We start from the raw sequence: 23,151 nt of genomic DNA, 5'->3' as shown, positions 1-23,151 counted from the left end.
GCGCATGGCTTCGAACCCGGACGGCTCGCGTCGCTGGTGGCGGCGGGGGCGGCCCACGCCCACCCCGCCGGAGGCTCCCGTCGAGGCGAGCGACGCCGAGCTGCACGACAAGGTGGCCGAGCTGCTGGCCCGTGAGCTGGGCGTCGCCGATCCCGCCCTGGACAACCCCGCCCCCGTCACCCCCGCGCGCATCGCGGCGTGGATGACGGACAACCAGTTCAGCTACTTCGTCGACAACGACGGGGACCTGGGCGGCCTGTGGCGCGGGCGGCTGTTCTACTTCTTCCTGTTCGGCGAGAAGTCCGAGATCCTGCAGGTCAGGGGCCAGTGGCACCGCGAGATCGCGATCGAGCGGCTCGAGGAGGTCCTCGACATCTGCAACGAGTGGAACGCGGACCGGATCTGGCCGAAGGCCTACGTGCGCGTGCGGGACAACGGCCGCGTGCACGTGGTCTCGGAGGTCGCGACCGACCTCGAGCACGGCGTGAACGACGCCCAGCTCAGCCAGATGCTCTTCTGCGGCCTGTCCACCGGCAGCATGTTCTTCGACGCCCTCGACGATCGTTACCCCGACCCCGCGGGGGGTGCGCCGTGAGCGGCCCGGGCTGGCTCCTGCGCGTCCTCGGCGGCCTGCCGAAGCCGACCAAGACGGCCCCCGACGACGAGGACCCGGTGCGCCCGCTCACGCGCGACCGCATCGGCGACTACCTGCTCGAGCACGAGTACCGGTTCGTGGTCGACGACGACGGCGACCTCACGGGCACCTGGGACGGCAACCGCTTCTGGTTCCTGCTGCTCGGCGAGGACGACGAGATCGTCCAGGTCCGCGGCCGCTGGCACCGTTCGCTGCCGCTCGACCAGCGCGCCGCCGTGTCGCTCGCGCTCAACGACTGGAACCGCGAGCGCATCTGGCCCAAGGCCTACGTGCGCGAGGAGGAGGGCATGCTCGCGCTGTACAGCGAGGTGTCGGCCGACTTCGAGCCCGGCGTGAGCGACCACCAGCTCGCACAGGTGCTCGCGTGCGGCCTGGGCACGGGCGTGCAGATGTTCGGCACGCTCGAGGGTCTGCTGCCCGGCGACGAGGCCGCTCCGCCGCCGGACGTGCCGGACAACTAGGCGTCCAGCAGTCCCCCGCCGACCCAGGAGCGGATCGCGGCGACGTCTGTGGCGGACAGCTCCATGCGTGCACCCCGGCACAGGCCGATGACGTTGTCCGCCCACGCCCGGGCGCACTCCTGCGCGGACGGCGCCTTCGCCAGGTCGAGCCCCGCGAAGACGATGCCCCCGAGCACCACGTTCACGGACGCACGGCCCACCGGCGCACCGGCCGCCTGGCACGCCTCGCGGACGCGGCGCGAGGTGGCGACGCGCTCGAACGGCTCCTTGGCGAGGTCGTCGGCCAGCGCGCGCAGCAGGGTGCCGTACTGCGAGGTGGTCAGTCCGGGCGTGTCGGTGACGGCGACGACCTGGCGGGAGATCGCCGCGGAGTTCACCTGGCCGCCGGGCTGCGGGAGGTCGGCCTCGCCGAACCGCGCCGGGTCCCAGACCCAGCCGGGCGACGGCTTGGTGGCCGACGCGACCTCGGGGACGTCGCGCGCGAGCCACGCGAGGAAGCTGCCGGCGCCGGCCCAGTTCGTCGAGCCGAGCTCCTCGTCCGCGTTCTGCGCCAGCTGGGCGACCGTGGAGGCGTGCAGCGGGCGGACCGAGGTGGTGACGCGCTGGACGACGACGGCGCGGGCCTTGGAGACGGGCGGCGCGACGGCCTTCGGGGTCTTGGCCTTGCGAGCGGTCGTGGCCGGCTTCTCGGCGGGCGCGGTGCCCGTCGCCGCGGCCTTGGGGGCTCGGGCGCGTGACTTGGGCTCCGGTGCGGCCTCGACCTCCGGCTGACCGGCCGTGCCCACCGTGCCTACTCCCGTGCCCACCGGCGCCGTCGTCCGCTCGGGCAGGACCAGCTCGGCGAGCTCGTCGGCCGAGACCACCGTGTCCGCGACCGCACGGTAGGCGCCCGCGACCGGGCCGGCCGTGATGATGCTGACGCGCCGGTCCGCCGCGCGGCAGCGCAGCGCCAGCGGCGTGAAGTCGGCGTCCGCCGAGGCGATGACGAACTCGTCGTAGTGCGTCACGCCGGAGATCGCGTCGACCGCGTCGAGCACCAGGTAGATGTCGGCACTGCTCTTGCCCTGCTGGGTGAGCGAGGGGCAGTCGATCACGCGGAAGCCCGCGCGCAGGAAGTTCGGCCTGAACTGCGAGAACGCCGCCGGGTTGAGGTAGCACAGGCGGACGAGGAAGCGGCGCTGGAACGGGCCGTCCGCGTCGACGCCGGCCTCGAGCCGGTCCAGCCACTGGCCGGGCTCGGTCGCGAACTGCTCGGCGGCGACTGGGTCGATCCGCAGCAGGCCGAGGTACACGTTGTCGAAGTCGACGAACAGCGCGCTGCGCAGTCGACGGGCGGGCTCGGAGCCGGTGGTGCTGGAGTTCGTCACGGGGCCCATCGTGCCCCACGCGGGACGTCAGGGACGCAGCGACGGCACCAGGGGCAGTCCCAGGCTCACGACCCCGGGCGGCCCGCCGGTGCCGCACGCGTCGCCCGCGCCGCCGTGGTCGTGCCCGTCGCCCGACTGGCGCTTCTCCCACGCGTCGCCGGCGCGCGTGCGCCGGACCACGGGCACGGCGCCGTCCGCGACGAGGTGGTGCGGCGCGGGATGCGTGACCTGCACCCGGACGAGGTCACCCGGTCGCGGCGCGTCAGCACCCTCGGGCACGGCGAAGTGCACGAGCCGGTTGTCGGCGGCGCGGCCGGTCAGGCGGGCGGTCGCGCCGTCCTTGCGGCCCTCGCTCTCGGCGACGAGCACCTCGACCACGCGGCCGACCTGGGCCTGGTTCTCCTCGAGCGAGATGCGCTGCTGCAGCGCGTGCAGCCGCTCGTAGCGCTCCTGGACGACCGCCTTCGGCAGCTGGTCGGGCAGGTCGGCGGCGGGCGTGCCCGGGCGCGGCGAGTACTGGAACGTGAAGGCGGACGCGAACCGGGAGGCCTCCACGACGCGCATCGTCTCGGCGAAGTCCTCCTCGGTCTCCCCCGGGAAGCCGACGATGATGTCGGTCGTGATCGCCGCGTCGGGCAGCTGCGCGCGCACGCGGTCGAGGATCCCGAGGAACTTCTCGGCCCGGTAGGAGCGGCGCATGGCGCGCAGGATGCGGTCCGAGCCGGACTGCAGCGGCATGTGCAGCTGCGGCATCACGGTGGGCGTGGCCGCCATCGCCTCGATGACGTCGTCGGTGAAGGCTGCCGGGTGGGGCGACGTGAAGCGCAGGCGCTCCAGGCCCTCGATCGCGCCCGCCGCGCGCAGCAGCTTCGCGAACGCGGCGCGGTCGCCGAACTCGACGCCGTAGGAGTTGACGTTCTGCCCGAGCAGCGTGACCTCGATCGCGCCCTGCTCCACCAGCGCGGAGATCTCCGCGAGGATCTCCCCCGGCCGGCGGTCGCGCTCCTTGCCGCGCAGGTGCGGCACGATGCAGAACGTGCAGGTGTTGTTGCACCCCACGCTGATCGAGACCCAGCCGGCGTAGACCGACTCCCGCCGCGTCGGCAGGGTGCTCGGGAACACCTGGAGCGACTCGGCGATCTCCACCTCGGCGCGCTCGTTGTGCCGTGCGCGCTCCAGGAGCGCGGGCAGCACGTCGAGGTTGTGGGTGCCGAACACCACGTCGACCCACGGCGCGCGCTCGACGATCCCCGCACGGTCCTTCTGCGCCAGGCAGCCGCCCACGGCGATCTGCATGCCCGGCCGCGTGCGCTTGGCGCCCGCCAGCCGCCCGAGGTTGCCGTACAGCTTGTCCGCGGCGTTCTCGCGCACGGCGCACGTGTTGATGACGATGACGTCGGCGGCCTCGGCGGCGGCGTCCTGCGGTGACGCGGGCACGTAGCCGGCCTGCTCGAGCATGCCGGCCATGTGCTCGGAGTCGTGCACGTTCATCTGGCACCCGAGGGTCTTGACCAGGTACGTGCGAGCGGGCTCCGTCGGAGGGGCGGGTGCGACGGGTGCGTCGAGGGTCGTGGACATCACCGACAAGGGTACGACCCCGACGATCACAGGGAACGCCGCACATTTTTACCTGATCGTGACTTCGAGATGACCGATGCGAGTAGCCAGATCGGACAATCCCCCCTAGCGTCATCGAATGGCAGACACCGAGGTGACGCCCCGCGCCGCGTCCCGACCGATCGGCGAGCCGCTCGTCGTGCTCGACCACGTCGACAAGCACTTCGGCTCGCTCCACGTCCTGCAGGACATCAACCTCACGGTCCACCGCGGCGAGGTCGTCGTCGTCATCGGACCGTCCGGGAGCGGCAAGTCGACGCTGTGCCGGACCATCAACCGGCTCGAGACGATCGACTCCGGCACCATCTCGATCGACGGCACACAGCTCCCCGAGGAGGGTCGCGCGCTGGCCCGGCTCCGGGCCGACGTGGGGATGGTGTTCCAGTCCTTCAACCTGTTCGCGCACAAGTCCGTGCTGGAGAACGTCACGCTCGGCCCGACGAAGGTCAAGGGCCTGAGCCGCGCCGCGGCCCGCGCCAAGGCGAACGCCCTCCTCGAGCGCGTGGGGGTCGCCAACCAGGCGGACAAGCTCCCCGCGCAGCTCTCCGGCGGGCAGCAGCAGCGCGTGGCCATCGCTCGAGCTCTGGCGATGGACCCCCAGGTGATGCTGTTCGACGAGCCCACCTCCGCACTCGACCCCGAGATGATCAACGAGGTCCTCGACGTGATGGTCTCGCTCGCCGCCGAGGGCATGACGATGATCGTCGTCACCCACGAGATGGGCTTCGCGCGCAAGGCCGCGCACCGCGTCGTGTTCATGGACGGCGGGCAGATCGTCGAGGAGTCCGACCCCGAGACGTTCTTCACCGCGCCCACCTCCGAGCGGGCACGCGACTTCCTGTCCAAGATCCTGACCCACTGATCCCCGAATCTGACCCTGAACCTGACAACCAACCCCCTGATGGCGACCGGTACCGACACGACACGAAAGGGATGACCATGCGAAGAGGACTCCTGGCGCCCGCGCTCCTGGCGAGCGCGGCACTTGCCCTGGCCGGCTGTTCGAGCGACGACGACAGCGGCGACGACTCGAGCAGCGGCTCGGGCGACAGCATCAAGATCGGCATCAAGTTCGACCAGCCGGGCCTCGGCTACAAGGACGGCGACACCTACACGGGCTTCGACGTCGACGTCGCGACGTACGTCGCGGGCAAGCTCGGCTACGACGCGGACAAGATCGAGTGGGTCCAGGCCCCGTCGGCCAACCGCGAGAACATGCTCTCCGGCGGCCAGGTCGACATGATCTTCGCGACGTACTCGATCACCGACGACCGCAAGAAGGTCGTCTCGTTCGCCGGCCCGTACTTCGTCGCCGGCCAGGACCTCCTGGTCGCCGCGGACGACACGTCGATCACCGGGCCCGAGGACCTCGAGGGCAAGAACCTGTGCTCCGTGACCGGCTCGACGTCGGCGCAGCGGATCAAGGACGACTACGCCAGCGGCACGCAGCTGCTCGAGCAGCCCGGCTACGCGGAGTGCGTCACCGCACTGACCGCCGGCCAGGTCGACGCGGTCACGACGGACGACATCATCCTGGCCGGCCTCGCGGCGCTGCCCGCCAACGAGGGGAAGGTCAAGGTCGTCGGCAACCCGTTCTCGGAGGAGAACTACGGCGTCGGCATCCCCAAGGACAGCGACAAGTGCGAGGACATCAACACCGCCATCCAGGCGATGGTCGACGACGGCACCTGGCAGAAGCTGCTCGACAAGAACGTCGGCGCCTCGGGCTACAAGGCGAACGAGAAGCTCAACCCGCCCAAGCCCGCCGCCTGCGCCTGACGGCACGCCGTGCGCCGGGGTCCGTCCCCGGCGCACGGCGGCCCCCATCCGTCCGACCACCGCTAGGGAGCGCCTGTGCAGCAGGGCTATCTCGACGACGTCCGTGAGGCGTTCACCGGGTACGACGTCCTCGGGGCGTTCTGGGTCAACATCCAGCTCACCATCTACGCGGGGATCCTCGCCCTGGTGATCGGCACGGTGCTCGCCCTGATGCGGATCTCGCCCGTGCCGAGCCTGCGCTGGGCCGGCACGACGTACGTCACGCTGCTGCGGAACACCCCGCTGACGATCATCATCGTCGGCTGCGTGCTGGGGCTGTGGGGCCAGCTCGGCGTGACGCTCGGTGACGGGTTCCAGCAGAACTTCTTCCGCCTCGCCGTCCTCGGCCTGGCGGTCTACCACGCGGCGTTCGTCTGCGAGGCGCTGCGTTCGGGCGTGAACACGGTGCCGACCGGGCAGGCCGAGGCGGCGCGCGCGATCGGGCTGAACTTCGGCCAGACCGCGGGCCTCGTGGTGCTCCCCCAGGCGTTCCGCGGCGCGGTGGCTCCCTTGGGCAACGTGCTGATCGCGCTCGTGAAGAACTCGACCGTCGCGGCGGCGGGATCGGTCGCGGAGGCATCGGTGCTGATGCGGGAGATGATCGAGAACAGGCCCGACGTCATCCTGGCGATCTTCGTGGTCTTCGCCCTCGGCTTCGTCATCATCGTGGTGCCTATCGGGCTCGCGACGACGTCGCTGTCCCGACGGCTGGCGGTGGCGCGATGAGCCAGGTCCTGTTCGACGCTCCCGGGCCCCGCGCCCGTCGCCGGATGGTGTGGGTCAACATCCTCGCGACGGTGGTCGTCGTCGCCATCGGCGTGTGGGTGCTGGTCAAGCTCGGGGAGAAGGGCCAGCTCGACGCCGACCTGTGGACGCCGTTCCTGCACGCCGACGCGTGGGTCGACTACCTGCTGCCGGGCCTGCGCTCGACCCTCGAGGCGGCCGGCATCTCGATCGTCACGTCGGCGATCTTCGGCCTCGTGCTGGGCCTCGGGCGCCTGTCCCGCTCGCGCACCGTGCGTGCCGTCTCGGGCGTGATCGTCGAGTTCTTCCGCGCCGTGCCGGTGCTGCTCATGATGATCTTCTTCTACATGGGTCTGCTCCAGCTCAAGATCGTCGATGCCTCGGACGTCCCCCTGCTGGCGGTCGTGCTGGGCCTGACCTTCTACAACGGGTCGGTGTTCGCCGAGCTCGTGCGCTCCGGCGTGCACAACCTGCCGCGCGGCCAGCGAGAGGCGGCCCTGGCCGTCGGCCTGCGGCGGGGGCAGTCGCTGCGCTCCGTCGAGGTGCCGCAGGCGCTCATCGCGATGCTCCCGGCGATCGCGAGCCAGCTCGTCGTCATCCTCAAGGACACCGCGCTGGGCTACATCATCACCTACCCGGACCTGCTCAACTCGGCGCGCCTGCTCGGCACCGGGCAGGGCAACATCCTGCAGGCTCTGGTGGTCGCGGCCGCGATCTTCATCGTCATCAACTACGCGCTCACGCGGCTCGCCTCGTTCCTCGCGACGCGGCTCGGCAGCCGCACCGCGGGCGAGACCCGCGCCGCGCCACCCCCGATGGCGATCGACACCGGCAAGGGCTGAGCTCAGCCGGCCGTCGCGCTCGCGCGGATCTCCCGGACGACGGTCACCTTGATCTCGCCCGGGTACGTCAGGTCGGCCTCGATGTGGCGGGCGATCGCGACGGCCAGCTGCGGCAGCGCGTAGTCGTCGACCTCCGACGGCTCCACGAGCACGCGCACCTCGCGGCCCGCCGACATCGCCAGCGCGCGTCGCACGCCGTCGTGGGCAGCGACGAGCTGCTCGAGCTTGTCGAGCCGCTCGACGTACTGCTCGATCTCCTCGCGCCGCGCGCCGGGCCGGCTCGCGGAGATCGCGTCCGCGACCTGCACGAGCACCGCCTCGACGGTCTGCGCCGGGACCTCGTCGTGGTGCGCCGCGACGGCGTTCACGACGACGTCGGACTCGCCGTACCGCTTGACCAGGTCGCCGCCGAGGGCCGCGTGCGTGCCCGGCATCTGCGCGGTGAGCGCCTTGCCGACGTCGTGCAGGAAGGCCCCGCGCCGGGTCAGCTCGACCTCGGCGCCGACCTCGGCCGCGAGGGCCGCGGCGAGCAACGCGGTCTCGACCAGGTGCTCGAGCACGTTCTGCCCGTACGACGTGCGCAGCCGCAGCCGACCGAGCGTGCGCACCAGGTCCGGGTGCAGGTCGGCGACGCCCGCTCGCTCGGCCGCGTCGTGTCCCGCAGCGTCCGCGCGGTCGTCCGCGCCCTCGAGCGCCTGCGCGTACGCGGCCTCGATGCGCTGGGGGTGGATCCGCCCGTCCTCCATGAGCGCGTCGAGCGCGACCTGCGCGACCTCGCGCCGCTCGGGGTCGAAGCAGGACAGCACGACCGATCCCGGCTGGTCGTCGACGAGCACGTTGACGCCCGTCAGCGCCTCGAAGGAGCGGATGTTGCGCCCCTCCTTGCCGATGATGCGCCCCTTCATCTCCTCCGAAGGCAACGGCAGCACGGTGACCGAGCTCTGCGAGCTCGTCGCCACCGCGGTGCGCTGCAGCGCGGCGACGACGACCCGGCGGGCCTTGGCGTCGGCCGTGCGGCGCGCCTGCGCCTCGATCCGCCGTACCTGCGCGGCCGTGTCGTTCTGCGCCTGCTCGACCAGCCGGCGCGACAGCTCGGCACGGGCCTCGTCCGCGGTCAGTCCGGCGACGGACGCGAGCTCGTCGACCGCGCCGCGGCGCGCGGCCTCCGTGGCCTCGTCGGCCGCCTTGGCCGCGTCCGCGACGACCCGCTCGGCGTCGCGCTCGGCGGACTCGAGCGCGCGGACAGCCCGGCGCTCGGCGTCGGCGGCAGACTCGGCACGCTCGCGGGCGACCCGGCCGAGGGCATCGACCTCCGCACGCTCCGCGGCGACCGTGGCCTCGCGCTCGGACAGGCGCGCCTCGCGCCGCTGGGTGTCCGCGAGCAGTGCCCGCGCGTCGTCCTTGATGGTCGCGACGTCCTGGATCGCCTGGGCACGCTGGGCCGAGGCCTCGCGGCGGGCGACCAGGACCAGGATCAACGCGACCAGGCACGCACCGAGCAGCCCGACCACGACGAGCAACGAGCCGTCTTTCACGGGCACCTCCGATTCGGCTCGGCGCAGGTGGACCCGCTGAGCACCGCCATTGTGACCCATCCGCACGCGCGGAGGGCCGATGTGCCGCGCCCGTGGACTGACGGCCGTCGGAGCCGTCCCCTTCGTCCCGGACCGTACGGTCGCGTGCGTCAGTAGCCGTCGAGGTCGATCCCGCCACCTTCTCCGTCGCCATCGCCGCCCACGTCGGCGAGCTCCTCGCGCAGGATCCGCGCGACGAGCCCCGGCGGATAGCCCTTGCGACCCAGAGCGCCGTAGATGCGCCGTCTCAGCACCTCGGGCTCGAGCGAACCGCCCGAGGCGAGCTTGCGGCGCACGAGCGTGCGGGCCGCGGATTCCTCGTCGTCGGCGTCCAGCTGCTCGAGCGCGGCCGCCGCTGTCTCCTCGTCGATCCCCTTGCGCCGCAGCTCGACGGCGATCGCCCGACGCGACTGGCCGCGCTCGGCGTGGCGGGTCCGCACGAGCATCTCCGCGAACTCGGCGTCGTCGATCAGCCCGACCTCCGTGAACCGGTCGAGCACGCGGCGGGCGATCTGCTCCGGCACGAGCTTCTTGGCCATCGCCTGCTCGAGCTGAGCCCGGCTGCGTGCCGCCGCGGCGAGCTGACGCAGGGCGATGCCCCGCGCGGCCTCCTCGGCGTCGGCGTCCGACGCGAATCCACCCGCAGCGAGACCACCGCCGTCGGGTTCGTCGTCGCCCGACGCAGCGAGCTCCTGCTGGTCACGCTCCTCGGGCGACATCCCCGAGCCGATCACGTGCCCGGTCGGTCGGGAGCGGCTCGTGCTGCCGCTCCCGACCCGGGCCCCGGACGCCGATCGACGCCCGGACGTCCGTGCCGTCATGCTCGACGCACGCTCAGAAGTCGACCGCGGCCGTGTCGTCGGCCGGCTTGTCGACGAACGCGCCGATGCCGAGCTTCTCCTTGATCTTCTTGTCCAGCTCCTCGGCCAGGTCCGGGTTGTCGCGCAGGAACTTGCGCGCGTTCTCCTTGCCCTGGCCCAGCTGGTCACCCTCGTAGGTGAACCAGGCGCCGGACTTGCGCACGAACCCGTGCTCGACGCCCATGTCGATCAGGCTGCCCTCGCGGGAGATCCCGACGCCGTAGAGGATGTCGAACTCGGCCTGCTTGAAGGGCGGCGCCATCTTGTTCTTGACGACCTTGACGCGGGTCCGGTTGCCGACCGCGTCGGTGCCCTCCTTGAGCGTCTCGATGCGACGGATGTCGAGGCGGACCGAGGCGTAGAACTTCAGCGCCTTGCCACCCGTCGTCGTCTCGGGCGAGCCGAAGAACACGCCGATCTTCTCGCGCAGCTGGTTGATGAAGATCGCCGTGGTGCCGGACTGGTTGAGCGCACCGGTGATCTTGCGCAGCGCCTGGGACATGAGGCGGGCCTGCAGGCCGACGTGGCTGTCGCCCATCTCGCCCTCGATCTCGGCCTTGGGCACCAGCGCGGCGACGGAGTCGATGACCACGACGTCGATCGCACCGGACCGGATCAGCATGTCCATGATCTCGAGCGCCTGCTCGCCGGTGTCCGGCTGCGAGACCAGCAGCGCGTCGGTGTCGACACCCAGCTTCTTCGCGTACTCGGGGTCCAGGGCGTGCTCGGCGTCGATGAAGGCGGCGATGCCGCCGGCCTTCTGCGCGTTGGCGACGGCGTGCAGCGCGACGGTCGTCTTGCCCGAGGACTCCGGGCCGTAGATCTCCACGACGCGGCCGCGGGGCAGCCCGCCGATGCCGAGCGCGACGTCCAGCGCGATGGATCCGGTGGGGATGACCTCGACGGGGGCACGCCCCTCGTCGCCGAGGCGCATGACCGACCCCTTGCCGAACTGGCGGTCGATCTGGCTGAGGGCGGCCTCGAGGGCCTTCTCGCGGTCCTTCGGTGCGGGCATGGTGCTCCACCTTCGTCGTCTCGTGCAGCCTGGTGCTGCGCCTGCGGGGGCTGGTCGTTGTCGCTGCGGGTGACGCTATGTCCGACCACTGACACACGACCGAGAACCCTCGCCAGCCTGTGCACCGGCGGACGCCGGAGCGGGGCTGTGGACGGCTCGATCGCTGTCACCCAGGGACGACCATACCCGTACAGGTGTTCGACGCGAGCGACACGCCGAGAGAAGCTCGTCGAACACGTGATCGAGACTCAGTCGAGCTCGAGCAGCCCTCCGGGCCGCAGCACGTGCACCGCGCACCCCGGCGCCTCGCGCCCCGCCGCGGCCGCGAACGCGGGCCCGCCGGCGTCCATCCATCCCGGCGGCAGGCGCCGGGAGATCGGGGTGTGCAGGGTGCCCCAGTGCACCGGCACCGCCGCCGCGGCGCCGGTGACCGCGCACGCGCGCGCCGCCTGCACGGGATCCATGTGCCCACCGGACAGGCGCGGCCCCCATCCGCCCACCGGCACCAGGGCGAGGTCGATCGGCCCGCCCGCCATCCCGGGCAGGTCGGCCATCGCGGCGTACGGCGCGGTGTCCCCCGCGAACCACACGCGCGTCGTCGGGGTCGCGACCACGAACCCGCACGCCGCGTTCGGCCGGTGCGGCATCGGGCGGTGACCGTGGTCGGCGGGCACGGGCCTGATCCGCACGTCGGAGCCCGGCACGTCCCACCACTCGTCGTCCGCCAGGCCGATGCCCGCGACGTCGTGCGCGCGCAGCCAGCGGGCGTTGACGGGTGCGGCGAGCACGGGGGTGCCCGGGAGGCGCCGGAGCGAGGCCAGCTCGGCGTGGTCGTGGTGCAGGTGCGAGACGAGCACCGCGGCGGGGTCCGCCCAGTGCTCGCGCACGGGCGCGCCGCCACGTCGGCGCAGCAGGTGCGCGTTCGGGCGCAGCAGCGGGTCCGTGAGGATCCGGACGCCACCGACGTCGAGCACGAGGCTGGCGTGGCCGAGCCAGCGCACCCGCAGCGTCACGGGCGCAGCCCGGCCGCGGCCGCCCAGCGCACGAGCTGCGCGTGCACCGCCTCGGCGCCGACGAGGATCTCGTCGCCCCCGACCCGCTCGCGCAGGTCGTCGTCGATCGCCCACTGCGTCGGGTGCAGCAGCAGCGCGTGGTTCTGCGCACCGCCGATCCCGCCGTGCGAGCCGACCTGACCCTCGAAGGCGTGCACGTGCCCGTCCCGTGTGACGCGCGAGACGAGCAGCAGGTCACCCGTGTTCGGCAGCCGCGCGGCGCGCACGACGTCCGCCCGCCCCCGCGGCCCGTACGCGGCGAGCGGGTCGTCGCCCTCGGGCTCGGTGTCGCCCTCGAGCAGCACGATCCCGCTCGCGCCGATCGCCACCAGCCCGCGCTCGCGCGTGTCAGCCACGACGACCCCGACCGGCGGCGTGGCCGCGAGGCCGGCGACGAGGCCCGGCCACCGCTCCTGCAGGTCCTCGAGCGTCAGCCTGGCGGGCTCGCGCGGGAACCACACGAGGCCGAGGTTGCCCGAGCCGACGACGACCACGTCGGGCAGCTCGGCCCCCGAGCGCGCACGCGTGGCCTCGGGCGACGCGTCCGGTCCGAGCACCGCGCGTGGGCTGCTGAACGCGCTGGTCAGAAGGGCGTTGAGCGGTCCCCAGTCCTCGCCGCTGCCGGTGCTCACGCCATCCGTTGCCGGCTCGGCCATGAAGGCGCGCACGGTGTCGATCAGAGAGCGCCCCTCGACCTGCTCGAACGTCGCGCCGAGCGTCTGCCCGTGGTCGGAGAGCACGACGATCCGGTACGCGCGGGGCGCGACGGCGATCGCCCGCTCGAGCACGTGGAGCACCCGGTCGAGCCCTTCGAGCGCGCGCAGCGACTCCGGCCGCGTCGGTCCGGCGTGGTGCGCGATCTCGTCGTAGTCGACGAGGTCCACGTAGATCGTCGGGTCGCCCCGCACCACGGCCTCGGCGACCAGCGAGGTGTTCAGGTCACGCATCGCCACGTTGCTGACGCCGCGCAGGACGACGTACCAGCCGGACCGCGAGATGCGCGGCAGCACGTCGCGGACGCGTTGGCGACGGGCCTGGTAGAGCTCCTTGACCATCTCGCCCAGGGTCAGGCTCACGGCCCGCGCCAGGACGAACGGGCTCGCGAAGAACCGCAGGAACGCCGGTCCCGGTCCGAGCCCGGCGCCCGTGCCGTCGGGACCGGGCGCGCGCGTACGGCTCATCACGAGGAACGAGGTGGCGGCGTCACCCGAGAACATGGTCGAGACGGCCGTCCCGCCGCCAGCCAGCAGACCGTCGCCGGTCGAGAGGCGCTGCTCGACGAGCGCGGCGTCCTGCGGGTGGTTCGTCACGACGAGCCGGCCCAGCTCGCGGTCCCACCACCGGAACGCGGGGATGGCCGACGAGTCGCCGTGCAGGAGCCCGGCCTGGCTCGCGGGCGTCGTGGAGGGGATCCGCGCCCACCACGGCTCGAGCGTGTGCGTGCCCGCGGCGATCCAGCGCTGCATCGTCGGCGCGAGCCCGGCCTCGATCGCCTCGCGCAGCACGGGCTCCGCGACGCCGTCGAGCTGGACGACGAGCAGGCCCGCCTGCATCGACCCGTCGTCGGGCACCGCTCCCCGCGTGCGCCGGGCGTGCCGGCGTGCGCGCCGCAGGACGTCCGCGACGACGTACTCGCTGTCGTTCGCGCCCCACAGCCAGCGGCCGACGGCCATGACGATGCTCGTCAGGACCAGCACGGCGACGAAGCCCCACGCCGACCCCACGACGATGCCGGGGACGACCGCGAGCGCGACCCACGCGATCGCGACCTGCGCGAGGAGGCCGACGAGCAGCGCGCCGCCCGCACCGGCGCGGCGCGCGAGCAGCAGCATCGGGGGCCGCAGGGCGAGGTCGCCGACGGCGACGATCGCTGCCGCGGCGATCACGGGCCCGGCCCCGGGCACGCCGACGTCCTCGACGACGGCGATCGCGATGCCGAGGCCCAGCGCCGTGGTCGCGAGCGAGAGGAGGGCGTCCCCCACGTCGGCGAGCTCGAGCCGCCAGCGGCCGCGCGGCGGGGGGCCCGGCCGCGTCTGGCCGGTGGGCGGCGGGTCGGGCGGCGAGGTCGTCATCGGCGCGGCGGTGCCTGGCGGCGCGTGTCCGCGCCCCAGCGCTGGTCCTCGGGGACATCGAGCTCGTCGCACAGGGCGTGCCAGACGAACCGCGGCTCGACGCCGTCGTCCAGCGCCTGCACCGCCGTCCGGTGGTCCAGACCCCCGAGCACCAACGATCGCGTCAGCTCGCGGCCGTGGGCGCTGCCCAGGACCTCGTCGACCAGCTGCCAGAACTCCCTGAACCTCACGGGGGTCAGCCTGCCACCTGTCCGGGGCGGATGTGGGCGGCGCCTGCGACGATGACCGCGTGGTGCTCGATCGCTTCTCCGCCCCGGCCCGGTCCTGGTTCACCGGCGCCTTCGCGCAGCCCACGGCCGCCCAGGAGGGCGCGTGGGAGGCGGTGAGCGGGGGCGAGCACGCCCTGGTGGTGGCGCCGACCGGCTCGGGCAAGACGCTCGCGGCGTTCCTGTGGGCGCTCGACGGCCTGCTCACCGGCCCCGTGCCGGACGACCCGCTGGAGCGCTGCCGCGTCCTGTACGTGTCGCCGCTCAAGGCGCTGGCCACCGACGTGGAGCGCAACCTGCGCTCGCCGCTCGTCGGGATCCGGCAGGCAGCGACGCGCCTCGGCGTCGAGCTGCCGGACGTGACGGTCGGGATCAGGACGGGCGACACGCCCCCGGCGGAGCGCCGTGCGTTCGGAGTGCGCCCGCCCGACATCCTCATCACGACGCCCGAGTCGCTCTACCTCGTGCTCACCTCCGGCGCGCGTGCGGGCCTCGCGGGCGTGCGGACCGTGATCCTCGACGAGATCCACGCGGTCGCCGCGACCAAGCGCGGCACCCACCTGGCCCTCTCGCTCGAGCGCCTGGACGCGCTGCTCGACCGCCCCGGCGGCCCGGGACCCGCGCAGCGCATCGGCCTGTCCGCCACGGTCCGCCCGGTCGAGGCGGTCGCGGAGTTCCTGGGCGGCACGCGCCCGACGACCGAGCGCGGCCGCCTCGTGCGCGTGGTGCAGCCGCCGTCGGACAAGCGGATCGAGGTGCAGGTCGTCGTCCCGGTCCCGGACCTGACCGAGCTCGGCGGCACGCGCACGGAGGACCCGGCGCCGGACCTGAGCGGCGAGGCGGCGGGCTCGTTCGTCCGGCCCTCGGTGTGGCCGCACGTCGAGGAGCGCGTCGTGGACCTCGTCGCCGAGCACCGCTCGACGCTCGTCTTCACGAACTCGCGCCGCGGGGCAGAGCGCCTGACGTCGCGCATCAACGAGGTGTGGGCCGCCCGGCAGGGTCTCGACGTCCCCGACCCGGCCGAGCTGCAGCCCGCGGCCGTCCCCGCGCAGTCCGGCACCGCGGTCGGCGTCGACACCCGCGACGCGACGACCATCCTGGCGCGCGCGCACCACGGGTCGATGAGCCGCGCGGAGCGCACCCGCACCGAGTCCGAGCTCAAGGCCGGGCTGCTGCCGGCCGTCGTGGCCACGAGCTCGCTCGAGCTCGGCATCGACATGGGCGCGGTGGACCTCGTCGTGCAGGTGGGCGCACCGCCGTCGGTGGCCTCCGGGCTGCAGCGGATCGGCCGCGCGGGCCACCAGGTCGGCGCGGTGTCGCGCGGTGTCATGTTCCCGACGTTCCGCGGCGAGCTCGTCCCCGCCGCGGTCACGGCTCAGCGCATGCGCACGGGCCAGCTCGAGGCGCTGTCCGTGCCGCAGAACGCGCTCGACGTGCTCGCGCAGCAGATCGTGGCCATGGTCGCGGTCGAGGACTGGACGGTCGACGAGCTCGCGACCGTCGTGCGGCGGGCGGCCGGCTTCTCCCACCTCGGCGACGCGACGCTGCGCTCCTTGCTCGACATGCTCGCCGGCCGCTACCCCAGTGAGGACTTCGCCGAGCTGCGCCCGCGCGTGGTCTGGGACCGGGTCACCGACGTCCTGACGGCCCGCCCCGGGGCGCTGCGCCTCGCCGTGACCAGCGGCGGCACCATCCCCGACCGCGGCCTGTACGGGGTGTTCCTCGCGAGCGGGTCGACGACGAGCGACGTGCCGGTCGACGCCGAGACCAGCGGTGGGCGCGTGCGCGGCGGCAAGCGCGTGGGCGAGCTCGACGAGGAGATGGTCTACGAGTCGCGCGCGGGTGACACGTTCACGCTCGGGTCGAGCACCTGGCGCATCGAGGAGATCACCCCGGACCGCGTGCTCGTCACCCCCGCGCCCGGCGTGCCCGGCCGGCTCCCGTTCTGGAAGGGCGACTCCCCCGGCCGGCCCGCCGAGCTCGGCCGCGCGATGGGTGGCTGGGTCCGCACGATCGCGCAGCTGCCCGTGGCGGAGGCCCGCGCGGAGGTCGAGGGGGTCGGACTCGACCCGTGGGCCGCGGACAACCTGCTGACCTACGTCTCCGAGCAGCGCGAGGCCACCGGCGAGGTCCCGTCGGACACCACGCTCGTGCTCGAACGGTTCCGCGACGAGCTCGGCGACTGGCGGATCGTGCTGCACTCGCCGTACGGCGCCCGCGTCCACGCGCCGTGGGCCATCGTCATCGGCGCGCGGCTGCGCGAGCGGTACGGCGTCGACGCGGCGGCGATGCACTCGGACGACGGGATCGTGCTGCGGCTACCGGACGTGCTCGACACCGGCTCGGGCTGGTCCGACGACCCCGTGGAGGCGCCCGACGACGGCCCCGCGATCGGCCTCGCCGACCTGCTCATCGAGCCCGACGAGGTCCTCGACGCGGTGCGCTCCGAGCTCGGCTCCTCCGCGATGTTCGGGGCGCGCTTCCGCGAGGCCGCCAGCCGCGCGCTGCTGCTGCCCCGTCGGCGCCCGGACCGCCGGCAGCCGCTGTGGCAGCAGCGCCAGCGCTCGGCGCAGCTGCTGTCGGTCGCCGCGCAGTACCCCGACTTCCCGATCCTGCTCGAGGCCGTGCGCGAGTGCCTGCAGGACGACTTCGACACCGACGCGCTCACCGAGCTCATGCGCGACGTCAGCACCGGGCGGGTCCGCGTCGTCGAGGTGACCACCCGCCAGCCCTCGCCCTTCGCGCAGACGCTGCTGTTCGGCTACACCGCGCAGTTCCTCTACGACGGGGACGCCCCGCTCGCCGAGCGCCGGGCCGCGGCCCTCACGCTGGACCCGACGCTGCTGGCCGAGCTGCTCGGGCAGGGCGGCGAGTCCCAGCTGGCCGACCTGCTCGACCCGGACCAGGTGCTGCTGACCGAGGCCGAGATCAGCGGGCGGTCCGCGCAGCGGCAGGCGGGCACGCTCGAGCAGCTCGCCGACGCCGTGCGGCGGCACGGACCGCTCACGGCCGACGAGCTCGCCGAGAGGGTGCAGCCCGACGTGCGCGACCAGGTGCCGTCCTGGCTGGAGCAGCTCGCCGCGGCACGCCGGGTCATCTCGGTCAGGCTCGGCGGGGTGGCACCCGGCCGGGAGACGCAGTGGGCGGCCATCGAGGACGCGGGTCGCCTGCGCGACGCGCTCGGCGTGGCGCTCCCGGTGGGCGTGCCCGAGGTGTTCACCGAGGTCGTCCCCGACCCGGTCGCCGACCTGCTGCGCCGTTTCGCCCGCACGCACGGTCCGTTCCCCGCCGCAGCCGCCGCGACCCGGTTCGGCTGGGGCGTCGCCGTGGTGACGGACGCGCTGCGCCGGCTCGAGCGGTCCGGCGTGCTCGTGCAGGGTCGGCTCCGGCCCGACGTGCTGGGCGGCACGGGCGACGAGTTCTGCGACGCGGACGTGCTGCGGACGCTGCGCCGGCGGTCGCTCGCGGCCTTGCGCGCCGAGGTCGAGCCCGTCGAGCCCGCCGCGCTCGGCGTCTTCCTGCCGCGCTGGCAGGGCGTGCGGCCCGCGTCCGGCCCGTCCGGCGCGACCGGGTCGTCCGCCACGGGCTCGCTGCGCGGGGTCGACGGGGTGGCGCGCGTGGTGGAGCAGCTCGCCGGCTGCGTCCTGCCCGCGTCCGCGCTCGAGACCCACGTGCTGCCCGCCCGGATCGCGGACTACTCCCCCGCGATGCTCGACGAGCTGACCTCCGCCGGCGAGGTCCTGTGGGCGGGCCACGGCGCGCTCGCCGGGCACGACGGGCTCGTCTCGCTGCACCCGACGAGCGTTGCCGACCTCACGCTGCCACCGGTCGCCGAGCCCGGGCCGGACGACGCCACGTCGACCCCGCTGCACCGCGCGGTCCGGGCCGCCCTCGCCGGCGGCGGCGCGTGGTTCGTCGGCCCGCTGACCGAGCGTGTCCGGGCCGAGCTCGCCGCCCTGCTCATCGACGAGCTGCCCGACGAGGCGAACCCCGCGACGAACGCCGCGACGAACGCTGCGACGAGCGACCCGACGAGCGACCCGACGGGAACCATCGTCGGCCCCGGCGACGTCACGGCCGCGCTCTGGGACCTCGTGTGGGCTGGCCAGGTCACCAACGACAGCCTCTCGCCGCTGCGCGCCTGGCTGGGCACCGGCACCACGGCCCACCGCACGCGGTCCGCGACGCCTCGCTCCCGTGCGCTGCGCCCCCGGCTGGGCCTGCGCGCGACGGTCCGCCTGGCCGGCGCGACCTCGCCGGCCACGGGCGGCACGGGCGCCGCCGGCGGCCGGTGGTCGCTGCTGCCCGGCCGTGAGCTCGACCCGACCGTGCGGGCCCACGCCCTCGCTGCCCAGCTGCTCGACCGGCACGGCGTGCTGACCCGCGCCATCGCCCCGTCGGAGGGCCTCGGCGGGCGGTTCGGCGACGTCTACCGCGTGCTCGCCGCGCTCGAGCAGGGCGGCCAGGTGCGGCGCGGCTACTTCGTGGAGCGCCTCGGCGGTTCCCAGTTCGCCCTCCCGGGCGCCGTCGACCGCCTCCGGATCGACGCGCAGCTCGTGCAGGCTGCCGCCGAGCGGGTGGCCGACGGCCTCGACGGCGAGAGCCGGGCGAGTGCGGCGGCCCACACCGTCGTCCTGGCCGCGACGGACCCCGCCAACCCGTACGGCGCCGCGCTCGCGTGGCCGGACCCACCCGCCGACCGCGTCGCCGAGGGCGGCAGGCACCGCCCGGGGCGCAAGGCAGGCTCGCTCGTCGTGCTCGTCGACGGCTCCCTCGCGCTGTACCTCGAGCGCGGCGGCCGGACCGCGCTGTCGTTCACCGACGGCGAGGCAGCGCTGCGGGCCGCGGCGGATGCGCTCGCCTCGACGGTGCGCACCCGGCACGTCGGGCGGCTGACGATCCACCGCATCGACGGCGCCGAGGTCCTCGCGGGCGGTTCGCTGCACGGGCCGGTCGGCCGCGCGCTCGTGGCGGCCGGCTTCGCGACGACCCCGCGCGGCCTGCGGCTCGGGAGCTCCTGAGTGCCCGAGGGCGACTCCCTGCGACGGGCGGCCGCGCGCCTGGACCTCGCGCTCGCCGGCCAGCGGCTCACGCGTGCGGACCTGCGCTGGCCCTCGGTGGCGACCGTCGACCTCGTCGGCGCGACCGTGCTGGGCACCGAGCCCTACGGCAAGCACCTGCTGACCCGCTTCGACGACGGCCGCACGCTGCACACCCACCTCCGGATGGACGGCACGTGGCAGGTCGTCGCGACGGGCACCCCGCGTGCGGCCGCCCGGGCTCCGGACGTCCGCGCGGTCCTCGGCACACCGCGGTGGACCGCCGTGGGGCGGCTGCTCGGGATGGTCGACGTGGTCGCGACCTCCGAGGAGCACACGCTCGTCGGCCACCTCGGCCCGGACATCCTCGGCGCGGACGTCGACGTCGGCGAGCTCCTGCGCCGCTGGGCGGGCGCGGGCTCGAGACCCGTCGCCGAGGTGCTGCTCGACCAGCGCGTCGTCGCGGGGCTCGGCACGATCTACACCGCGGAGTCGCTGTTCGCGGACCACATCTGGCCGTGGACGCCGGCCGACGAGGTCGCCGATCCCGAGCACCTGCTGCTCGTCGCGCGCACGCAGATGCGCCGCTCGGTGCGCGGCGACGTGCGCCCCGGGAAGGTCCACGGGCGGCTTCGTCAGCCCTGCGCCCGGTGCGGGACGCCGATCGCGGTGGGCACGGCGAACGATCCGCCCCGCGAACGGCCGATCTTCTACTGCCCGCACTGCCAGCCCCGCCCCTGACGGGACGCAACACCGGGAGCCAGACGACGACGGGCCGCAGACCCGGAGGTCCACGGCCCGTCGAACGAGTGCCTGCTAGCCGATCGGTGCGAGCTCGGCCCGCGTGCGCGCCCACCCGGCATCGACGCCACCGTCGAGCGACGCTGCCAGGTCGATCGGCACGGTGTCCGGGATGAGCAGACCTTCGGTGACTGCGACGCGGTCACTGACCTCGCGCAGGATGAGCGACATCGGGACGTCGAGCGCCTCGCAGATGCTGTGCAGCAGCTCCGACGACGCCTCCTTCTGCCCGCGCTCGACCTCACTCAGGTATCCGAGCGATACCCGTGCGGCCGACGAGACCTCACGCAGGGTCCGCCCTTGACGCTGCCGCGCGTCCCGCAGCACGTCGCCGATCTCTCGACGGAGTACGACCATCGGGGCTCCCCCTCTCGCGTCTGTCCGGTTTACCACAGCCATGCCACCGTACCGTGCCCCACCCACGCGATGGGTGGTGGGACGCGAGGGCGGACGAGTGTTGATCACGGTGTCTGCAACGACTGTCCTGGTCCCGGTGTTCCCCGGGCCGCCCGACGGGTGGGTGATTCTCAGCCGCGTCTCAGGTCAGGGCTGGGCCGATCGGGTGATCTGCACGATCGCGAGGTCGATCACGGCGTCCACGGAGGCCCCCCGGACCGCCTCCCGGTCACCGCGCGCGTGCAGCTCGAGGGCCTCGTCGGACCAGGGCGTCGACACGGCGACGAGGACGGTCCCGGCCTCGTGCCCGTCGGCGGGTCCCGGCCCGGCGACGCCCGTCGTCGCGAGGCCGACGTCGGCACCGAGCCGTGCCCGCACCCCGCGCGCCATCGCGAGCGCGACCTCGGCGTCGACCGGTCCGCGCGCCGCGAGCAGCGCCTCGTCGACCCCGAGGACCGAGGCCTTCAGGTCGGTCGCGTAGGCGACCACGGACCCCCGCACGACGTCGGACGCGCCGGGCACTGCGACCAGCCGCGCGCATACCAGGCCCCCGGTGAGCGACTCCGCGGTCGCGACGCTCAGGCCGCGCGAGCGCAGCTCGTCGAGGAGGCTGCGGGCGTCCCCCACCTAGAGCGCCGGGGGGCGGGCGGCGGCGCGGCGGATGCGCGCGGCCATGCGCAGGTAGTCGATCCCCGTCACGACGGTCACGACGAAAGCCGCGGCCATCGTGAGCGCGGCGACCACGCCCACCCAGCCGGGCAGCGCGTCGAGCGGCAGCAGGTACAGGCCGATCGCCACGGACTGCAGCACCGTCTTGACCTTGCCCCCCCGGGAGGCGGGCAGGACCACGTAGCGCAGCAGGAAGAACCGCATCACCGTGATGCCGACCTCGCGCACCAGGATGACGATCGTCACCCACCACCACAGGTCGCCGAGCGCCGAGAGCAGGACCAGCGCCGTGCCCACCAGGAGCTTGTCGGCGATCGGGTCGAGCAGCTTGCCCAGGTCGGTGATCTGGTTGTTGCGGCGCGCCAGCCAGCCGTCGACGCGGTCCGTGACGGCCGCGAGGACGAACAGTGCGGTGGCCACGAGGCGCCACGACGTGCTGTGGCCGCCGTCCGCGAGCAGCGCCCACGCGAAGAACGGGACGAGCGCGATGCGGAGCATCGTCAGCAGGTTCGCCGCGTTCCAGGCTGACGGTCGTGGCGGGTCGATCACGCCAGACACTCTAGAGTCCCGGTGTGCAATCGAAGTCCACGGCCCGCGCATGACCAGGCACGTCCGCGCCCACCGCCGCTCGAAGCTCGTCGCCGTCGTCGCCACCCTCGTGCTGGTCCTGGCGTGCGTGGGCGCCGTCGCGTTCGGCCTCGGCAGCCCCGACGACGCCCCCGGCGGGGTGCCGGAGGCCGCAGGCACCACGAGCGCCCCCGCGCCGACCCCGACGCCCACGCCCACCCCGACGGCCGACCCGGACGCGCAGTTCACGATCGTCGCGGCGGGTGACGTGCTCCCCCACCTCCCGGTCATCGCCTCGGCGAAGACGGCCGACGGCTACGACTTCAGCCCCCTGCTCGCGCCGCTCGACCCGTGGATCCAGGCTGCCGACCTCGCGATCTGCCACCTCGAGGTCCCGATCGCGCCGCCGGGCAAGAAGCCGACCGGCTACCCGATCTTCGGCAGCCCCGCCCAGATCGTCGACGGGCTGAAGCAGCAGGGCTGGGACGGCTGCTCGACCGCGTCGAACCACTCGGTCGACCGCGGCTTCGCGGGCGTCACGGCGACCCTGGACACGCTCGACGCCGCCGGACTCGGCCACGTGGGCACGGCACGGTCCGCGACCGAGCAGGAGCAGCCGCAGCTCTACCGCCTCGAGCGGGCGGGCCAGACGATCACCGTCGCGCAGATCGCCGCGGCCTACGGCACCAACGGGATGCCGATCGACGCCGACAAGCCCTGGTCGGTGAACCTCATCGACGTGCCGGCCCTCGTCGCCCAGGCCAAGCAGGCGCGCAAGGACGGCGCCGACCTGGTGATCGCGAGCATCCACTGCTGCGTCGAGTACCAGACCGCACCGACGGCCGAGCAGAAGCAGATCGACCAAGAGCTGGCCGACTCCGGCGAGATCGACCTCGTCATCGGCCACCACGCGCACGTCCCCCAGCCCGTCGTGGAGCTGAAGGGCGGGCCGCGCGGCGAGGGGATGTGGGTCGCCTACGGCCTGGGCAACTTCCTGTCCAACCAGGACGGCGACTGCTGCGTCGACAACACCGACTCGGGGATCCTGCTGACGGCGCACGTCGAGAGCACGGGTGCCTTCGAGGCCGAGGGCCGCAAGGCGGGGCCCGCGCGCGTCGTCGGCGTCGAGTGGACCCCCATCACCGTCGACCGGCTCGGCGGCCACGAGGTGCACGCGCTGCCGGACATCGCGGACGGTACGTCGACCCTCAGCAAGGCGAAGGTCGCGGCGCGCACCGAACGGGTCGCGCAGGCTGCGGGCCCCGAGGCCCCCGAGCGGACCGAGCCGGTCGTGTCGACCGGACCTCCCCCGACGGTCGTCCCGCGCACGAAGTAG

General features: G+C 73.8%; 20 protein-coding genes. 9 read left to right on the top strand and 11 right to left on the bottom strand.

Translation table 11 applies throughout. The features are described 5' to 3' along the window. Nucleotides 1-4 precede the first annotated feature (4 nt). Nucleotides 5-595, top strand: coding sequence for a YbjN domain-containing protein (locus EDF34_RS09845; protein ID WP_123371164.1), 591 nt, complete (start codon nucleotides 5-7; stop codon nucleotides 593-595). Then, complete coding sequence (locus EDF34_RS09840; RefSeq protein ID WP_123371163.1) at nucleotides 592-1,116, top strand: YbjN domain-containing protein; 525 nt, start codon at nucleotides 592-594, stop codon at nucleotides 1,114-1,116. The genes EDF34_RS09845 and EDF34_RS09840 overlap by 4 nt, the downstream gene beginning before the upstream one ends. Here the strand turns inward: EDF34_RS09840 and EDF34_RS09835 are convergent. Then, nucleotides 1,113-2,483, bottom strand: coding sequence for an NYN domain-containing protein (locus EDF34_RS09835; protein WP_158615077.1), 1,371 nt, complete (start codon nucleotides 2,481-2,483; stop codon nucleotides 1,113-1,115). The two genes, EDF34_RS09840 and EDF34_RS09835, sit on opposite strands and share 4 nt — an antisense overlap. Before the next feature lie 27 nt (nucleotides 2,484-2,510). Next, nucleotides 2,511-4,061, bottom strand: a complete 1,551-nt coding sequence (gene miaB / locus EDF34_RS09830; protein WP_123371325.1) for a tRNA (N6-isopentenyl adenosine(37)-C2)-methylthiotransferase MiaB — start codon at nucleotides 4,059-4,061, stop codon at nucleotides 2,511-2,513. A 118-nt stretch (nucleotides 4,062-4,179) separates the two neighbouring features. On the opposite strand from miaB, the gene EDF34_RS09825 reads away from it, so the two are divergent. From EDF34_RS09825 to EDF34_RS09810, 4 genes are all read left to right on the top strand, one after another. Next, nucleotides 4,180-4,962, top strand: coding sequence for an amino acid ABC transporter ATP-binding protein (locus EDF34_RS09825; RefSeq protein WP_123371161.1), 783 nt, complete (start codon nucleotides 4,180-4,182; stop codon nucleotides 4,960-4,962). 71 nt (nucleotides 4,963-5,033) lie between these two features. Further along, nucleotides 5,034-5,879 (top strand): glutamate ABC transporter substrate-binding protein, encoded by an 846-nt coding sequence (locus EDF34_RS09820; protein WP_370450042.1) that lies wholly within the window; start codon nucleotides 5,034-5,036, stop codon nucleotides 5,877-5,879. A 75-nt stretch (nucleotides 5,880-5,954) separates the two neighbouring features. Then, the gene (locus tag EDF34_RS09815; protein ID WP_123371160.1) at nucleotides 5,955-6,644 is read left to right on the top strand and encodes an amino acid ABC transporter permease; all 690 of its coding nucleotides are present in this window, start codon (nucleotides 5,955-5,957) and stop codon (nucleotides 6,642-6,644) included. Beyond that, nucleotides 6,641-7,504 (top strand): amino acid ABC transporter permease, encoded by an 864-nt coding sequence (locus tag EDF34_RS09810; protein ID WP_123371159.1) that lies wholly within the window; start codon nucleotides 6,641-6,643, stop codon nucleotides 7,502-7,504. Before EDF34_RS09815 ends, EDF34_RS09810 begins: the two co-directional genes overlap by 4 nt. A 2-nt stretch (nucleotides 7,505-7,506) precedes the next feature. Here EDF34_RS09810 and rny read toward each other — a convergent pair whose 3' ends face one another. The 6 genes from rny to EDF34_RS09780 form a co-directional block, all read right to left on the bottom strand. Beyond that, nucleotides 7,507-9,045 (bottom strand): ribonuclease Y, encoded by a 1,539-nt coding sequence (rny, locus tag EDF34_RS09805; RefSeq protein ID WP_233575298.1) that lies wholly within the window; start codon nucleotides 9,043-9,045, stop codon nucleotides 7,507-7,509. A 143-nt stretch (nucleotides 9,046-9,188) separates the two neighbouring features. Then, the gene (locus EDF34_RS09800; protein WP_233575297.1) at nucleotides 9,189-9,899 is read right to left on the bottom strand and encodes a regulatory protein RecX; all 711 of its coding nucleotides are present in this window, start codon (nucleotides 9,897-9,899) and stop codon (nucleotides 9,189-9,191) included. A 13-nt stretch (nucleotides 9,900-9,912) separates the two neighbouring features. After that, nucleotides 9,913-10,953 carry a recombinase RecA gene (gene recA, locus EDF34_RS09795; protein WP_118765759.1) on the bottom strand — a complete coding sequence of 347 codons (1,041 nt, stop codon included), beginning with the start codon at nucleotides 10,951-10,953 and terminating at the stop codon, nucleotides 9,913-9,915. A 248-nt stretch (nucleotides 10,954-11,201) separates the two neighbouring features. Continuing rightward, on the bottom strand, nucleotides 11,202-11,966 hold the full coding sequence (locus EDF34_RS09790) for an MBL fold metallo-hydrolase (protein WP_123371157.1): 765 nt from the start codon (nucleotides 11,964-11,966) through the stop codon (nucleotides 11,202-11,204). Beyond that, a complete protein-coding gene (locus EDF34_RS09785; RefSeq protein ID WP_123371156.1) occupies nucleotides 11,963-14,077 on the bottom strand; it encodes an alkaline phosphatase family protein in 2,115 nt (704 codons plus the stop codon). Before EDF34_RS09785 ends, EDF34_RS09790 begins: the two co-directional genes overlap by 4 nt. Beyond that, nucleotides 14,074-14,307, bottom strand: a complete 234-nt coding sequence (locus EDF34_RS09780; RefSeq protein ID WP_123371155.1) for a DUF3046 domain-containing protein — start codon at nucleotides 14,305-14,307, stop codon at nucleotides 14,074-14,076. The genes EDF34_RS09785 and EDF34_RS09780 overlap by 4 nt, the downstream gene beginning before the upstream one ends. A gap of 59 nt (nucleotides 14,308-14,366) precedes the next feature. Between EDF34_RS09780 and EDF34_RS09775 the strand changes: the two genes are divergently transcribed. Both EDF34_RS09775 and EDF34_RS09770 read left to right on the top strand, forming a co-directional pair. Continuing rightward, nucleotides 14,367-19,364 (top strand): ATP-dependent helicase, encoded by a 4,998-nt coding sequence (locus EDF34_RS09775; RefSeq protein WP_123371154.1) that lies wholly within the window; start codon nucleotides 14,367-14,369, stop codon nucleotides 19,362-19,364. Beyond that, on the top strand, nucleotides 19,365-20,123 hold the full coding sequence (locus tag EDF34_RS09770) for a DNA-formamidopyrimidine glycosylase family protein (RefSeq protein WP_123371153.1): 759 nt from the start codon (nucleotides 19,365-19,367) through the stop codon (nucleotides 20,121-20,123). It begins immediately after the preceding gene. Between the two features lie 75 nt (nucleotides 20,124-20,198). Here EDF34_RS09770 and EDF34_RS09765 read toward each other — a convergent pair whose 3' ends face one another. From EDF34_RS09765 to pgsA, 3 genes are all read right to left on the bottom strand, one after another. Then, a complete protein-coding gene (locus tag EDF34_RS09765; protein WP_123371152.1) occupies nucleotides 20,199-20,540 on the bottom strand; it encodes a helix-turn-helix domain-containing protein in 342 nt (113 codons plus the stop codon). A gap of 186 nt (nucleotides 20,541-20,726) precedes the next feature. Beyond that, nucleotides 20,727-21,206, bottom strand: coding sequence for a CinA family protein (locus EDF34_RS09760; RefSeq protein WP_123371151.1), 480 nt, complete (start codon nucleotides 21,204-21,206; stop codon nucleotides 20,727-20,729). Then, a complete protein-coding gene (gene pgsA, locus EDF34_RS09755) occupies nucleotides 21,207-21,794 on the bottom strand; it encodes a CDP-diacylglycerol--glycerol-3-phosphate 3-phosphatidyltransferase (protein ID WP_370450047.1) in 588 nt (195 codons plus the stop codon). Nucleotides 21,795-21,846: 52 nt separating this feature from the next. Here pgsA and EDF34_RS09750 point away from each other — a divergent pair, with 52 nt between their 5' ends. Further along, the gene (locus EDF34_RS09750; protein WP_123371149.1) at nucleotides 21,847-23,151 is read left to right on the top strand and encodes a CapA family protein; all 1,305 of its coding nucleotides are present in this window, start codon (nucleotides 21,847-21,849) and stop codon (nucleotides 23,149-23,151) included.

Source organism: Cellulomonas sp. PhB150, from assembly GCF_003755175.1.
GTDB lineage: Bacteria > Actinomycetota > Actinomycetes > Actinomycetales > Cellulomonadaceae > Cellulomonas.
Note: the sequence above shows the minus strand (reverse complement) of the source record. Positions and strands in the feature narration are given on the sequence as shown.

What these genes read in the sequence shown, in the direction of transcription:
- EDF34_RS09845 (WP_123371164.1), top strand. Translation starts at nt 5, where the DNA reads ATGGCTTCGAACCCGGACGGCTCGCGTCGCTGGTGGCGGCGGGGGCGG.
- miaB (WP_123371325.1), bottom strand. Translation starts at nt 4,061, where the DNA reads ATGTCCACGACCCTCGACGCACCCGTCGCACCCGCCCCTCCGACGGAG.
- EDF34_RS09825 (WP_123371161.1), top strand. Translation starts at nt 4,180, where the DNA reads ATGGCAGACACCGAGGTGACGCCCCGCGCCGCGTCCCGACCGATCGGC.
- EDF34_RS09820 (WP_370450042.1), top strand. Translation starts at nt 5,034, where the DNA reads ATGACCATGCGAAGAGGACTCCTGGCGCCCGCGCTCCTGGCGAGCGCG.
- EDF34_RS09810 (WP_123371159.1), top strand. Translation starts at nt 6,641, where the DNA reads ATGAGCCAGGTCCTGTTCGACGCTCCCGGGCCCCGCGCCCGTCGCCGG.
- EDF34_RS09800 (WP_233575297.1), bottom strand. Translation starts at nt 9,899, where the DNA reads ATGACGGCACGGACGTCCGGGCGTCGATCGGCGTCCGGGGCCCGGGTC.
- recA (WP_118765759.1), bottom strand. Translation starts at nt 10,953, where the DNA reads ATGCCCGCACCGAAGGACCGCGAGAAGGCCCTCGAGGCCGCCCTCAGC.
- EDF34_RS09785 (WP_123371156.1), bottom strand. Translation starts at nt 14,077, where the DNA reads ATGACGACCTCGCCGCCCGACCCGCCGCCCACCGGCCAGACGCGGCCG.
- EDF34_RS09765 (WP_123371152.1), bottom strand. Translation starts at nt 20,540, where the DNA reads ATGGTCGTACTCCGTCGAGAGATCGGCGACGTGCTGCGGGACGCGCGG.
- EDF34_RS09750 (WP_123371149.1), top strand. Translation starts at nt 21,847, where the DNA reads ATGACCAGGCACGTCCGCGCCCACCGCCGCTCGAAGCTCGTCGCCGTC.